The 15,123-nt window shown below is 52.9% G+C and carries 11 protein-coding genes; 7 read left to right on the top strand and 4 right to left on the bottom strand.

Translation table 11 applies throughout. From position 1 onward, the window contains the following. Window positions 1-14 precede the first annotated feature (14 nt). The 5 genes from JJO78_RS04670 (at window position 15) to JJO78_RS04650 (ending at window position 9,416) form a co-directional block, all read left to right on the top strand. Complete coding sequence (locus JJO78_RS04670; protein ID WP_085681220.1) at window positions 15-3,122, top strand: efflux RND transporter permease subunit; 3,108 nt, start codon at window positions 15-17, stop codon at window positions 3,120-3,122. Between the two features lie 17 nt (window positions 3,123-3,139). After that, window positions 3,140-3,484, top strand: coding sequence for a P-II family nitrogen regulator (locus JJO78_RS04665; protein WP_007151691.1), 345 nt, complete (start codon window positions 3,140-3,142; stop codon window positions 3,482-3,484). 227 nt (window positions 3,485-3,711) lie between these two features. After that, window positions 3,712-4,929 (top strand): TolC family protein, encoded by a 1,218-nt coding sequence (locus JJO78_RS04660; protein WP_085681218.1) that lies wholly within the window; start codon window positions 3,712-3,714, stop codon window positions 4,927-4,929. Between the two features lie 24 nt (window positions 4,930-4,953). Then, entirely contained in the window at window positions 4,954-6,204 is a 1,251-nt protein-coding gene (locus JJO78_RS04655; RefSeq protein ID WP_273622969.1) for an efflux RND transporter periplasmic adaptor subunit, read from the top strand. 14 nt (window positions 6,205-6,218) lie between these two features. Next, a complete protein-coding gene (locus JJO78_RS04650) occupies window positions 6,219-9,416 on the top strand; it encodes an efflux RND transporter permease subunit (RefSeq protein WP_273622968.1) in 3,198 nt (1,065 codons plus the stop codon). Between the two features lie 87 nt (window positions 9,417-9,503). On the opposite strand, the gene JJO78_RS04645 is transcribed toward JJO78_RS04650, so the two are convergent. After that, window positions 9,504-10,826 (bottom strand): sensor histidine kinase, encoded by a 1,323-nt coding sequence (locus JJO78_RS04645; protein WP_273622966.1) that lies wholly within the window; start codon window positions 10,824-10,826, stop codon window positions 9,504-9,506. Between the two features lie 302 nt (window positions 10,827-11,128). On the opposite strand from JJO78_RS04645, the gene JJO78_RS04640 reads away from it, so the two are divergent. Continuing rightward, window positions 11,129-11,368 (top strand): hypothetical protein, encoded by a 240-nt coding sequence (locus JJO78_RS04640; protein WP_072676519.1) that lies wholly within the window; start codon window positions 11,129-11,131, stop codon window positions 11,366-11,368. Window positions 11,369-11,427: 59 nt separating this feature from the next. Here JJO78_RS04640 and JJO78_RS04635 read toward each other — a convergent pair whose 3' ends face one another. From JJO78_RS04635 to JJO78_RS04625, 3 genes are all read right to left on the bottom strand, one after another. Then, a complete protein-coding gene (locus JJO78_RS04635) occupies window positions 11,428-12,096 on the bottom strand; it encodes a response regulator transcription factor (RefSeq protein ID WP_072676521.1) in 669 nt (222 codons plus the stop codon). 209 nt (window positions 12,097-12,305) lie between these two features. Continuing rightward, the gene (locus tag JJO78_RS04630) at window positions 12,306-13,661 is read right to left on the bottom strand and encodes an ATP-binding protein (RefSeq protein WP_151981727.1); all 1,356 of its coding nucleotides are present in this window, start codon (window positions 13,659-13,661) and stop codon (window positions 12,306-12,308) included. Beyond that, a complete protein-coding gene (locus JJO78_RS04625; protein ID WP_151981725.1) occupies window positions 13,648-14,313 on the bottom strand; it encodes a response regulator transcription factor in 666 nt (221 codons plus the stop codon). The genes JJO78_RS04630 and JJO78_RS04625 overlap by 14 nt, the downstream gene beginning before the upstream one ends. 213 nt (window positions 14,314-14,526) lie before the next feature. Between JJO78_RS04625 and JJO78_RS04620 the strand changes: the two genes are divergently transcribed. After that, window positions 14,527-15,054, top strand: coding sequence for a cupredoxin domain-containing protein (locus JJO78_RS04620; protein WP_151981723.1), 528 nt, complete (start codon window positions 14,527-14,529; stop codon window positions 15,052-15,054). Window positions 15,055-15,123: the final 69 nt, after the last annotated feature.

Genomic DNA, 15,123 nt, shown 5'->3' with positions numbered 1-15,123 from the left:
TACTCGGGGGGAGCATGATCAACGCAATTGTGAATTATGCGCTGAACAATCGTCTGATGACGCTTGTCTTTGCTATCGCCGTGATCGTTGCCGGCGTATTTTCATTTCAAAAACTGCCGGTGGATGCGTTTCCGGACGCGACACCGACCATGGTTCAGGTATTCACTACCAGTCCTGGATTGTCGCCGGTTGATATCGAAACGCTGATTTCCTATCCCGTTGAGATCAGCATGTATGGTATTCCCAAGTTAGAAAAAGTGCAGAGCACGTCGATTTTCGGACTTTCGCGGGTGACCATCTATTTCGAAGATGGCACCGATATCTACTTCGCCAGGCGGCTAGTTAACGAACGGCTATCCGAGGCCAAGCGACAGATTCCCGAAGGGATGGGGGAACCCGAACTCGGGCCCATCGCAAGCGGTCTTGGGCGCATCCTGATGTATTCCCTGGAAGCTGAGGATAAAGATCAATACAGCCTGCAGGAAATTCGCACGATTCAGGACTGGATTGTCAAACCCCAGCTCAGGACCGTGCCGGGCGTAACCGGTGTGCTTTCTATCGGTGGCGAGGTAAAGCAGTACCAGGTCAATATCGATGCGCAGAAGCTTCAGGCAAGGAACCTGACGGTGTCCGATGTTCGCGGTGCCCTCACCCAGAATAATCGTAACGTCGGCGCCTCATTCATTACTCGAGGAGGTGAAGAGTACATTGTCCGTGGTTACGGCTGGGTCAACTCCGGTACCGCAGGCATCAAAGATATCCGGAACATCATTGTGTCCAAGAGTGAGGGAGAATCTCCTATTTACGTCAAGGATGTGGCGGAGGTAGGCCTTGGACCGGCAATTCGCCGTGGCGCAGAGGTGTCCTCAGGTGAGGAGTCCGTGGGCGGCTACGTGATGAAATTGATTGGCACCAACACCAGTAAGGTTCTAGAGGATGTCAACGCAAAAATCGATGATCTGAACAAGTCACTTCCCGAAGGGCTGAAAATAGAAGCGTATTACTCTCAGGCAGACTTGGTGGGCAAGGCTATAGGCACTGTCGAGAAAGCGCTGCTTGAAGGCTCGGTTCTGGTGCTGGTTTTTCTCTATCTGTTCCTAGGAAATATTCGTTCCACACTGATCGTGGTGGCGACGTTGCCGTTGTCTGTACTCTTTGCGTTCATTGCTATGCGCATGTCGGGCCTGTCGGCCAACCTGATGAGTCTGGGGGGGCTGGCTATCGGCATCGGCATGATGGTGGACGGCGCTGTCGTGATGATAGAGAACATCTTCCGACACCTTGAGGAGCGATCCGATGAAAAGATCAGCGTTCTGAGGCTTGTAGGTGAGTCAGCCCGGGAAGTGGCCCGTCCGATCGTGTTTGCGATTGGCATTATTATCATCGTTTTTCTTCCGTTGTTTACGCTACAGGGCGTTGAGGGCAAGCTGTTTTCGCCCATGGCCTACACCATCAGCTTTGCGTTGATCGGTGCGCTGTTACTCGCATTGACGTTGGTGCCTGTTCTGGCCTCCCTGTCATTCAAGATGGGCGGGCGTCACAAAGAGCCGAAGCTGGTTCTGTTCCTGAACCGGCTATACAAGCCGGTAGTGAATACTGTCGTCAAAGCCCCTAAGATTGTGATGGGCGTTGCCGTCATTGCTTTTGCCGGCAGTCTTCTGCTGTTTCCCTATCTCGGGAGCGAATTTGTGCCCACGCTCAGGGAAGGCACGTTCCAGATTCGATCGACATTGCCTCCTGGAGCCAGTCTTGAATCCGCCATCAAATATGGCAAAAGGATTCAGTCCGTTGTAGACGAATTTCCAGAGGTCACCGGCACCTATGCCAGGATCGGTCGTGCCGAGGTCGGTGGTGATCCTGAACCTGTGAACGTTGTTGCGACGCTTGTCAATCTGAAGCCCCTGGATCAGTGGCGAGAGGACGTGAGCTACGAGGATCTCCAAAGCAGGATTGCGGATGCTTTGGATGAGCGGGTTCCCGGGCTTGCCAACAATCTGTCCCAACCGATTCAGCTCAGAACCGACGAACTCCTGTCAGGCGTTCAGGCGCAACTGGTTGCCAGCATTTTCGGCGACGACCTGGACGAGTTGGGCCGGATCGGCAGAGAAGTGGCGGCACTGGCGCAAGAGGTGCCGGGTGCAACGGACGTCCGCGCTCAGCAGAGTGCGGGTAAAAAACAGATCGTTATTCGCCCCGACCGTGAAGTGCTGGCGCAGTTCGGCATCAGCGTCGATAACCTGATGAGTACGGTTGAAACCGGTATAGGTGGTAAAGGCGCCGGGCTGGTCTTCGACGGTGTCCGTCGATTTGAGATTTTCGCCCGGCTGCAAGAGTCCTATCGCGGGTCCATCGATGAAATCAGAAAGCTTCCCCTCAGGGGCAACAGTGGCGAGCTTATCCCGCTTTCACGGGTGGCCGATGTTGAAATGTACGCAGGCCCCAAGAAAATTTCACGCTCCAATGCCAGTCGCCGTCAGTACGTGCAGATGAACGTGCGTGGTCGCGATATGGGTGGTGTTGTTCAGGATTTGCGCAAGCGGATCGAGGAGCAAGTGGATATGCCGCCGGGGTATTTCGTGGAGTTCGGCGGTCAGTTTGAGAACCAGGAAAGGGCCATGGCGCGGCTAGCGATCGTTGTGCCCATTACTCTGGCGCTTATTTTCCTGCTTCTCTTTTCTGCATTCAGTAGTCTTCGCTATGCGGCGCTGATCTTCATGAATGTGCCCTTTGCGGTTACTGGTGGCATTGTCGCGTTGTTTGTGACGGGGCTTTACCTCTCCGTGCCCGCTGCTGTGGGGTTCATTGCGGTGTTTGGCGTAGCCGTACTGAACGGTGTGGTAATGGTGAGCTACATCAATCAGTTGCGGGACGAAGGCTACGAAGTCATTGAAGCAGTCAAGCTGGGCGCTCAACGCCGTTTGCGGCCGGTTCTGATGACAGCCTCTGTGGCTATTCTGGGGCTGATTCCCCTGCTGCTGGCAGATGGCATTGGCTCTAATGTCCAACGGCCACTGGCAACGGTTGTGGTTGGCGGTCTGATCACGTCAACGCTGCTGACGTTGGTAGTGTTGCCCAGCGTGTATCAGTGGTTTGCATCCGAACGTCGTGACGTTGAAGTCTGATAGTCAGGAGGCGGTTTATGTATGAAATAAAAGCGTATGTCAGAGAAGTGATGGCAGAGCATGTGGTTGATGCTCTGGCCAAAGTTAAGGGGGTGGCAAGCATTGCTGTCGTGTCTCTCAACGAATTTGGTCATCTGGTTGGCGATGAATCGCCTCTGGAGAAAGTGCAGATGGTCAAGCTGGAAGTAGATGTAGCGACCGATGCTGTTGCCGATGAAGTTGTGGACATCATTGTGCGAACGAGCAGGACCCGGGATGGGCACCCGGGGGATGGCAAGGTACTTGTATCCCGCCTGGTCCAGGCCGTTCGTATTGAAGACGGTGCGACCGACGAAAGCGCACTCCAACCCACTTCAATCTAGCCCCTTCCTGGAATGAGACGGTGGCATCGCGGCGATTGGTCGCGAGCTGCCGTTCTTAGCCTCATTGAGAAGCGTTACAAAGAGTTTTTAGCGACTCATATCTGAACTGTTTTTCCGAATTCAAGCTCATTTCAAAGTTTGCACTTATTATCTCGATCTTTTCCTACCTCGTCATAGGCGCCTTACACCTATGATTTTTGGCTATTAATCGCTTCGGGAGAAAGACGATGAAGGCAAGCAAGCACTCGCCTCGGGCGTTGCTGTGTTCAGTACTATTATCCATTCCTCTGTTAGGTCAAGCGGAGACTGTTAATTGGGCGAATTGGCTCAATGGCCAGATAAGCAAGCACCCGGAGGTACTGGCAGCGACAGAGCAGGCGGCAGCGCGGAAAGAGGACGCTGAGGCAAGCGAACAACCGCTGTATAACCCGGAATTGTCCGTGGGAGCAGACAGAACGGGCAGTGAGAATAACTTTGAGGCAGGACTGTCACAAACGATCGATTGGTCTGATCAACAGGGCGTATTAAAGGAGAAGGCAAAGCTGATCAGGCTTTCTGCGCAAGCTGGCTTGAGCGAAGCAGTTCTGACACAAACGTCTGAATCATTGTTTGCGCTTGTCGAGTGGCGCGCTACTACGCTGTTTGAGGAAATTGCTGAATCCCAACAGCAGCGCCTGGATGCCTTGCTGGACCAGGTTGAACAGCGCCAGCAGGCAGGTGATCTGGGGCGTGCCGACGCAGAGCTTCTGTTTTTAAATCTATCCCGTCAGTTGAGCGAAGTCGCCCAGGCAAAGGCCGCAGTTGATCGGGCAGAAACTCAGGTTAGAGAACGTCTGCCGGACTGGAGGTTTCAGGATGGGGGAATCCCTGAGTATATATGGTCAGCGCTGGAGTCCCAGATTGGTGAGGCTGATCTGCTGGCACACCCGTCAATTGCAGCCGCTCGAGCCGAGTGGCAGGTGCTGAAAAGTGAGGCAGAGGTTGCCAGACGCAAAGCCACAGCATCGCCGACAGTAGGGCTGAGCGGAGGGCGTGACGGCGGCGAGAACGTGGTTGGCCTGACATTCTCGATCCCTCTGAACGTCCGTAATAACTACAGCGCTGAAATCCGGGCTGCGAATCGACGGGCTCTGGAGGCCGAAGCGCGGTTTCAGGCGCTCTACCGGAAACAACAATACGACCTGGCAGGCGCTCGCGCTTCCTGGAAGCGATACGACAAGCAACTCCGTCGATGGAAAGAACTATCCCAGGGGCGTGTACAGCGAAGTGCCGATTTGCTTGAGAAGCAGTGGCAGGTCGGCGACCTCTCCACCTCTGAGTATCTCCAGGCGCTGGGCCAGCGCGCGGAGAGCCTGAAAACCGGTATTGAACTGGAAAAGCTGGCGCAGCTGGGCCTGATTGAGCTATTGAGCCAGTCTGGCGAACTGACCACCCCCTTCCAATAATATTCTGGAAACTGGATATTCATCATGAAAAAAACTCTGATTTCAGTATTTGTTTTGACGCTGTTTATAGCTCCCCCTTCATTGGTGCAGGCAGAGGAAGATGCTCATAACGAGGCGGGCCATGATCATGCCGCCGGTGGCGACAATCATCGAGAAGGCACCGGTGAAGAGGATGAGTATGAGGGCGGGCATGCTGAAGAACGTGAGCATGAAGAGGAAGAAGGTCATGGCCACGAAGAGGAGAGCGATGGTGGTCATGAAGAAGCAGCTACCGCAAGCATCAATGCCAAACAGAAAGAGCTCGCCGGCATTGAGGTAGCAACCCTCGAGAGCAAGCGCGTTGACTATGAAATCTACGCTCCCGGTGAGCTGCTGACCAACGGCTATACCAGCTATCACGTGTCCCCCCGGGTTGCCTCGGTGGTGTTGAGACGTCACGTGGAGTTGGGTGAGCACGTAACCAAAGGTCAGCAACTGGTAACCCTGTTCAGTGAGACGGTGGCACAAGCGCAGGCTGATTACAGGAAAGCTTTTCCTGAATGGGAGCGAATCAGCGGGCTGGGTCGTTCCGTGGTCGGTGATCAACGGTTCAATACCGCGAAAGCCAATATTGAAGGGGCGAGGGCGACTCTGCTTGCTTATGGGCTAAACGATGATGACATTGGTGCGTTGAAGGCCAGCGGCGTAGGTAGTCTCGGTGAATACACGCTCAGGGCTCGCGTGGATGGCGCAGTGCTGACCGATGAGTTTGAGCAAGGACAAAGAGTTGAGGCAGGCCAACCGCTGGTGACTTTGGCTAATGAAAGCGAACTTTGGGTAGAGGCTCACCTGCCAGCAAACTCCGACATTGTCCTTAAGCAAGGGGCAGAAGCGGAAGTAAGAGTCGCAGGTCGTGTAGCTGTGGCAACGGTATCCCAGGAAGCTCATACCATTGACGCTGTGACCCGCACGCGGATTGTTCGGTTGGAGCTGGACAATCCTGAAGATCGTTTCCATCCCGGAATGTTTGCAGATGTGTATTTCCTTTTTAAAACCACGGAGCCGGTGCTTGCGGTGCCGGAGAGTGCGTTGATGCGAGGCGCCGATGGCGACTGGACGGTTTATGTGGAAGAGGCTGAAGCGGAGTATGAGCCTGTGGAAGTGGAACTGGGTCGCTCAATTGGCGGACTCCGTGAAATTTTCGGCCTGACTGCGGGCCAACGGATCGTTTCGCGGGGCGCGTTTTTTGTGGCCTCTGAAATTGCCAAAGGCGGCTTTGACCCACACAACCACTGATTCCGGGAGCCATTATGTTCAACCGAGTTGTCGACTGGGCGGTTCAGAACCGCCTGTTGGTTCTTATTGCGCTTGCAGTGCTTATCGCCACGGCCGCGTTTCAGATACCAAAACTGAACCTTGATGCTTTCCCCGACGTTACAAACGTCCAGGTTGCTGTTAATACAGAGGCGCCCGGACTTGCGGCTGAGGAAGTCGAGCAGCTGATCACCTATCCCATTGAAGCGGTGATGTATGCGTTGCCGAATGTTGAGGAGGTTCGGTCCATCTCCAAAACCGGGTTGTCTGGTGTCACCGTGGTCTTTAAAGAGGGCACGGATATCTATTTCGCGCGCCAACTGGTTTTCGAGCGGTTGCAGGCCGCGCGGGAGCTGATTCCGGACGGGGTCGGGGTGCCTGAAATGGGCCCGAATACGTCCGGTCTCGGCCAGGTCTACCAGTACTTGCTAATAGCTGACCCGGATTCTGGGTACGACGCAATGGAATTACGCAGCTTGCACGACTGGCTGGTCAAGCTGTTGCTGATACCCGCCGAAGGGGTAACAGAGATTCTGTCGTTTGGCGGGGAGGTCCGTCAATACCAGGTCAACCTGAACCCGGCGCGAATGCTGTCCTATGACTTATCACAGAACGACGTCATGGACGCCCTGGAGAACAACAACTCCAATGTTGGGGGCTGGTATATGGGCCGCGGACAGGAGCAGTTGGTTATTCGCGGTATGGGCTGGCTGGGTAATGGCGAGCAGGGGCTGGAGCAGATCCGTCAAGTGCCCGTTAAAACCAGTGATGGCATTACAGTGACGGTGAGCGATGTCGCCCAAGTAGCGCTGGGCACTGAAGTTCGCCAGGGTGCGGTGACCATGACCCGGAAGGATGAAGACGGTCAAGTTGAACAACTGGGTGAAGTGGTTTCTGGCATTGTACTCAAACGAATGGGGGCCAATACAAAAGCCACCATCGACGGCATCGAGGCCCGCATTGATCGCATAAATCAGGCGCTTCCGAGTGGGGTTCGTTTTGAGCCCTATTACAACCAGGCGGATCTGGTGACCAAGGCCGTAGAGACGGTGACCAATGCGCTTCTGTTGGCTTTTGTGTTCATTGCGATCGTGCTTGCCCTGTGTCTGATGAATCTTCGGGCAACAACGCTCGTGCTGCTTTCTATACCGATTTCAATCGGTATTGCGCTGATGATCATGGCCTGGTTCGGCCTCTCGGCCAACTTGATGTCTCTGGGCGGCATTGCTGTGGCAATTGGCATGCTGGTGGACGGCTCTGTTGTTATGGTCGAGAACATGTTCAAACATCTGACGCATCCCGATGCTGAGCATGACGCCCATCGGGATGAATTGGTTGAAAACGACCCCGATCCGTTGGACGCGTCACACGATGATCATGGCATTGCGCTTAGACTCCAGGAAGCCGGCCGGGAAGTGGCGCGCCCCATCTTTTTCGCGACGGCGATTATTCTGGTCGTTTTCATGCCTCTGTTCAGTTTTGAAGGTGTGGAAGCCAAGCTTTTCCAGCCAATGGCGATCAGCATCATGCTGGCCATTGTGTCCGCTGTGATCGTCGCTCTCATCGTTGTGCCTGCGTTGGCTTCTTTTGTGTTTCGCAAGGGTATTCGGGAGAGGGAAAGCTTCGTTCTAAAACCTCTTGAGAAGCTCTATCGCAAGGGCCTTGACTGGTCGCTGAAACACACCAGATCTGTTGTCGGTGCTGCCGCTGTTCTTGTGGTGCTGGCGGCCCTGGTCGTGCCTCGACTCGGCACTGAGTTTGTCCCTGAGCTGGAAGAAGGAACGATCAACCTCCGGGTGACGCTTGCCCCTTCATCAAGCCTTGATACGGCGCTTGAAGTTGCGCCAAAACTGGAAGCCATGTTGATGGAATTTCCAGAAGTGACTTATGCTCTGTCCCGGGCTGGTCGAGCAGAAATAGGCGGCGACCCAGAGCCCGTTAACAATATAGAGATCTATATTGGCTTGAAACCAACTTCGGAATGGACCAGCGCCAGCAATCGCTATGAATTGCAGGCCCTGTTTGAGGAGAAGCTCGAACAGCACCCGGGGCTACTGTTTAACTTTTCTCAGCCTATTGCGACTCGGGTTGATGAATTGTTGTCTGGTGTTCGTGCGCAGTTGGCCATCAAACTCTTTGGCCCGGATCTCGATGTATTGGCGGAGAAAGGCCAACAGATCGAAGCGGCGGTCCGAACAGTTCAGGGAACACGAGACGTGGCCATGGAGCAGATTGCTGGTGAAGCGCAGTTGGTGGTTCAGCCTGACCGTCAGGCACTCTCCCGGTACGGACTCGCCGTGTCTGATGTGATGAGTGTCGTCCGGGATGGACTGGGTGGTGCCGCCGCTGGCCAGATCATCAACGGAAATGAGCGGTATGATATCTATGTGCGTCTGGCCAAACGTTTCCGGGAAGACCGGGATGCCATTGCCGATCTCAGGTTACAGGCGCCGTCCGGAGCCTGGGTGAGACTCGGTGATGTGGCCGATGTGTCTATTGAGTCCGGCCCGCCTCAGGTGCGTCGCGATGACGTGCAGCGCCGTGTGGTCATTCAGTCCAATGTGCAGGGTCGTGACATGGGCAGTGTGGTTGCCGATATTCAGGATACCATCGCGTCAGAAGTGAACCTTCCCCCCGGCTATTCGGTTGATATTGGTGGTCAGTTCGAAAACCAGCAGCGAGCACAGGAGCGGTTGACCATTGTGGTACCTGTATCTCTGGGCCTGATCGCGCTGTTGCTGTACTTTGCTTTCAGTTCGGTCGGTCAAGCATTGTTGATTCTGGTCAACGTGCCGCTTGCCGTTATTGGTGGCGTCTTTTCACTCTGGATCTCCGGTCAGTATCTTTCAGTGCCCAGTTCCGTTGGATTTATCACGCTGTTCGGTGTGGCGGTGCTTAACGGGGTCGTTATGGTCGAAAGCATCAATCAGCGAATACAGGATGGGTTAAGCGTGGATGCCGCGGTGTTTGAAGGTGCCGTCTCCCGTTTGCGCCCTGTCTTGATGACAGCAATAACCTCGGCACTCGGTTTGATACCGATGCTATTGTCGACGGGCGTGGGTGCGGAAATCCAGAAGCCACTGGCCAGCGTGATTGTAGGTGGTCTCGTGACTGCGACTTTCCTAACGCTTTTTGTTTTACCGGCTCTATTCACGCGCTTCTCAAGGGCTAAACTCGATGATATGCAACGGTAGAAGAGAGGTGGAAATACACAGTTTTGATCGCGAGCAGGGGAGGGTAATCCCTCCGTCATAGCGGGGCGGAGGAATTATGGTTGTGCTCTACTCTGGGAAAGGAAGCACAACTGTAATTCTGGCGCCCCCTGTTTCTGAGGGGCCAATGTTCATCCGTCCGAAATTGTCTTCTAGTATTTCGGACACGATGGACAGTCCCAATCCAAATCCAGAAACGGTTTCGTCAAGCCGGGAACCTCTATCCATCACTTTTGAGGCCGCTTCTGGAGTAATCCCAGGGCCGTCGTCTGCAACTTCTATCGTTAGCCCGGAATCGGTCTGGCTTATTGAAACGTCAATCTCAGCCTGACTCCACTTCCCGCCGTTTTCGAGCAGGTTACCGAATAACTCTGATAGGTCCTGACGCTCCATGGGCCAACTGAAGTTATTCGGCAAGGATGTATTAATACGGAAACTCTTATCGGGAAAGATTTTTTCCATGACAGAAATGACGTTGTTCGCTATTTCAATCGGCAAACATGTTTGCCCCATCTGCCTGCCGGAGATATCTGCCTTGCTCATGCGGTAGTTCAAGGACCGGCTTAGATCCTTTAGGTTGGAGGTCATGAACTCTATGTCGTCGCGGGACGGAGGTAATGAACCAGTGTCTGACAAGATTGCGAGATTGGCAGAGATCGAGGTCTTGACCATGTGAGAAAGATCGGAATTGAGGCGGCGATGGCGGTCAAGGCGACGACTTGCTAGTTCAAGTAGGTTATTGAACTGTTTGATCAGCGGACTGAACTCCTCTGGTGCGTCAGGATTCAAACGAGGTTGTTTGCCAGATTGCAGTCTCCTCATGTCTTCCTTGATGTGTTCGATCGGTTTCAAAGCGAGGTAAGTAGTGGTGCCTACCAGAGCCAAGAGAACAACAAGTAATAATGCGGAGGCAGCCAGCAAGGTCAGGTGAGCCCCACTGGATCGCTCAGCTAGTCCGCTTTCCATTTCCAGGATGGTGACTGACGAAAGCGGACTATCAATTCCGACACCTCGTTTCAATCCAAGAAGGCCATCTGCACCTTGGGATATTTCTACAAAGCCCGCCGGCTTTCTTGAAACCATGCGCAACGTTGTTTGATCTATGTTGCTACTGGCAATGATGCTTCCGTCTTTCATTTCGACGACGAGGGCGTGCTCCAGTAGCAATTGGAATCGATCAATCATGCTGCCAATCTCGTCGGGCGTCGGAACTTCGTTTTCAATGATGGTTTGAAAACTCTCCACCTCCTTGTCAAGGCGATGTTTTCTGGACTCGTTCGAAAGCTGCTCTATTACATAAGTGTGCGAGAAAAAAATTAGTAGAAAATACAAGAGGCTGAAAACGATGCCATATTGGAGTGCAGTTTTTCGGATGCTTTTCTGCGCTGTCATGGTATTAGTTATGGTCGATTGAGCGGGAGGAGCTAGCTGAGGGCTAGAGAGGCGACTGAGCTTGAAAGCATAGATGGGATTGATGCGTGTCGCAACTCACCTGACGCTGGAGGGGTTGTGCTTTGGTCGTTCGTTTAGTCTTGTCAAAATCTGCCTGAATAGCTGTGGGCCTGTAGTTTACGGAATGTGAAAATCTTTAAAATACGTCCACATTCAAATGTGTTTAAGGTTTCGATGTTCTACTAACTGCGTGAGGCGATTGAATTTCGTTGGTTGAATAGAATGACATATCGGAGCTGTTTATGAAAAAAGTGTCTGTAATTTTAATAGCATCTTTTCTAGGAACCGGGGCTTCCATAGCCCTCGCAGGCAGCAATGGCGGACAAGCAGATAGGTATAATGAGGCAAGAAGCTACCCTGATAAGAGCATCGATGAACGGTCCTCCGACTATCGTTCTGAAGAAAGCGAGACGGTCAAGAAGTTGAAGGAAGAGCATCGAGTAATCAAGGAGCTAGTTGCTGATCTATTGAAGAAACAGTAATTTTTTGGTTTTCTGCGAGTCAGGTGAGAGTTACTGACGTGACTCGCAGTATAAATTTTTTAGTGGGTCTCTCTCGCGAAATAGTAACCTTGCCCTCTCAACGTTTTTATTCTTTTTTTCCCAAGTATTTTCCTAAGCCTCGCAATATATACCTGAACAACATTTCGCGTTGGGCATCTTTCGATATTGTAAAGTGATTCAACAAGATCATCCTGGGAAAAGACTCTGTCAGGAGATCGAAGGAAGCATTGAAGAAGGCGATACTCTGTTGCGGTTAGCCTGAATTCTTTATGATCAGGGGTTGTTAGCGTTCTGTAGGTTGAACTTAGAAGAAACCCATCAACCGCTATCTTATCAGTTGTTCGCCCGTCTTTTCTTCTTATGATGGCGCTAAGTCGAGCTTTCAGTTCATCAAATTCGAACGGTTTTGGAAGATAGTCGTCTGCCCCGGCATTCAAGCCTTCAACTCTCTCTGTCCAGTTGGACCTGGCAGTTAGAATCAGGATGGCTTCATCTTTGCCGTTGCTTCTCCATTTTTGCATCAAAGAAAGCCCGTTCTCGTCGGGCAGTCCTATATCCAGAATGATCGCCTGATAACTGCTTGTCTCTACGAAGAAATTTGCCTCTTTTCCGTTTTGGGCAACATCTACAGTAAAGTTTTCCTTCGCAAGCCAAACGGAGATTTTTTCTGCGAGTACCGCGTTGTCTTCGACAATTAGAACCTTCATCTATAAGCGCCGTCTCTGGATGTTGGAAAATTGTGGCTGTCGCCCTTCTCGAGAGCAAATCAAAATTAGCTAAGAGATCGGACTTCAAGCGACCCGCTATAACAACAGACGAAGCTGAATCTAGCTTGAAAAAGGCATTACTGTGAGGAAAGTTTTCTATACAAACACTATCCACATGTGATCGCTTAACCACATACCAGGTGGCCGGGTCAACGATTGATCACCGGCACCGCCCTGGGAAGGTCAACTATCACGGACAACCCACTTTTCGGAGCAGGTGAGAAGTGGAGGGTTCCACTGTAGCGTTCGACAATTTCTCGAACAATCGCCAGCCCAAGGCCATGGCCTGGGGTCTGCTCGTCCAGCCGCAATCCCCGTTGACCCAGCTTGCTGATTTCTGCCTCGTGGACGCCTGCCCCATCGTCTGTCACGCAGATCTTCAATGTTCCGGAATTCTGAACAAGTGACAGCTCTACACATCGTTCTGACCATTTGCCTGCGTTGTCCAGGAGATTGCCCATGATTTCATTCAGGTCGTGTTCCTCAATCGGCCAGCGGGCTTCCTCCGGCAGAGAACTCGACAGTTCAAAGGACTTTTCCGGGTATAGCCGCCCCAGCATCCAAAGTAGATCCCGCGCCTGTTTCAGAGGGTAAGCGCTTTTTCCAACCTGTGGTCCTGCAAAGCGACTTCGGCGCATCTCGGCTTCAAGCTGTTTGTCGATGTCATTGAGTCTCGCGGTCATCTGAAGGCGGAGATCGTTGGAGAGTGGACGGCTGGTGTCCTCAAGAACCTGCCGGACGGCCGCAATCGGGGTCTTGACGCTGTGAGAGAGATTCGCCAGCGCATCCCTTGACCGTTCCAGTCGTTGATCAAGCGAATCGAGTAATTGGTTGAGCTGCTGGACTAGTGGTCGAAACTCCTCAGGCGTCTGAACATGAATCCGAGAAACCTTGCCATCTTGAAGTCGCTTTAGCGTAGCCTTTAGCTCGACGACAGGGCGCATGGACAAATTGATACCGAACCAGATCACAACGACCAGGAGCAGAATCAGCAGAATAGAGACGATGGCCGTCCACGCGTGCAACTCTGCCTGGCTGCGTTTCAGTGCGCCGAGATCCTCGGACACGATCACTACAATCGGCGTATCGTCCATCTGGAACGATTTTCGGTACGCAAGAATGTTCTTGGGTCCTTCGACTGTATCTCCGTTCTGCACACGAAGGGTTCCATCCTCCGCTGATTCAATCAACGACGTTAACACCGGCGCCCACGAATCCGGGGAAATGATAGTCTTGGACGGAGAATGTATGGCGAAGGCGTGGTGAAAGACTTCCTGAAAGTAGTCACCGGTCTGGAGGCTATCCAATTGACCGCCAGAATCACGAATCTGGTGCTCCAGAAAGGCGACCTCATCTTTGAGACGTGTCTCGACGAACTCCCGGGACATTCGGTCCAGTAAGAGGCCGTGAACCAGCCATGCAAGCCCCATTAACGCAATGCCGGCAGGCAGTAGCAATAAAAGCAACGTGCCTTTGACAGATCTCGGCTTACTAAACAGCGTCATTGAACAGATATCCCTGGCCGCGACGGGTTGCAATGGTGTCGTTGCCAACCAGTTTCCGCAATCGGCGAATGTAAGCTTCGATCACGTTCTCATTCGGAGTGTCGTTCAAGTTGTAAAGCTGTTCCATTAGCTGCTCTTTCGAGAAAACATGGCCGGGACGGCTCATCAGACAGCGCAGCAGGCGAAATTCGGTGCCGGTGAGGCTGTGTTCCTTGCCGTCGTCGGACTTCAAGCTCTGACGATTCTCATCCAATTCGTAGCGTCCGGCTTTTACCATTGAATGAATACGCCCTTCGCTTCGGCGCACAATGGCGTTGAGCCGGGCGATCAACTCCTCGGTCTGAAAGGGTTTTGCCAAGTAATCGTCTGCCCCCGCTTTGAGGCCTTCAACTTTGTCATGCCAGTCGCCCCTTGCTGTGAGAATGAGCACCGGAAAGGCGATCTGATGTTTTCGCCACTTCCTTAATACGTCTAATCCGTTGCCGTCAGGCAGGCCAAGATCAAGAACGGCGGCCCGATAATCCTCCTGCTCGCCCAGGATCGCGGCTTCTCTGGCTGTATAGGTTGTATCAACGCTGAACCCCGCCTTTTCAAGCTGTCCACTTAGTCCGTCAGCCAGCAAACGGTCATCTTCAACGAGCAGTAATCGCATCACGACGTTCCTTCTTTGAACCAGGCTGTGAGCCAAATTTGAAACGAGTGTCGCCGATCAACCTGAATTCAGCCTGAACGACCAATTAGTTCGATATTTTCAGCAAGAATTCAGGTTAATGCGCGATGGTGTGTTTCGTATTTTGGCATCCCTCTTTGTTCAGAGCTAACCGACGCCGGAATTTCCGGCCACTTTATTAATGGAGAAAACAATATGAACGCATCCAAGTTGATTGTTGCAGCCGCTGCCATGTCGATGTCGGCAGTGACCCTCGCCGCCGGTGCTCATGGCGGCGGCCATGGCGCCAGCAGCGGCGAACCGGGTAAAGCCTCGGAGGCCTCTCGCACTATCACAGTGGAAATGTACGACAACTACTACGAGCCGGAAGAAATCAGTGTTGAGACCGGTGAAACCGTGCGTTTTGTGGTCAAGAACGAGGGTAGCCTGGTCCACGAGTTCAACATTGGTACCCCTTCCATGCATGAAGGCCATCAGAAAGAAATGATGATGATGGTAGAACACGGCGTGATCCAGGGCGGCAAGCTCAATCAGGATATGATGAATATGGACATGGGCAACGGTAAAACCATGAAGCATGACGACCCGAACAGCGTGTTGCTGGAACCAGGGCAGAGCAAGGAGGTTGTCTGGAAGTTTACCGAAGAAAGCGACATTGAGTTTGCCTGCAACGTGCCAGGCCACTACCAGGCCGGCATGTACGGTGACGTTAACTTTGAGTAAACCGGCGTACTGACAACCCCGCGAATGCACGGGTTGGGACTGTGTCCCAGCCCTGCTTCAACGAAGTGC

The organism is Marinobacter sp. DS40M6 (assembly GCF_028581595.1).
GTDB lineage: Bacteria > Pseudomonadota > Gammaproteobacteria > Pseudomonadales > Oleiphilaceae > Marinobacter > Marinobacter salarius.
The sequence above is the reverse complement of the archived record's forward strand: the minus strand, read 5'-3'. Positions and strand labels throughout refer to the sequence as shown.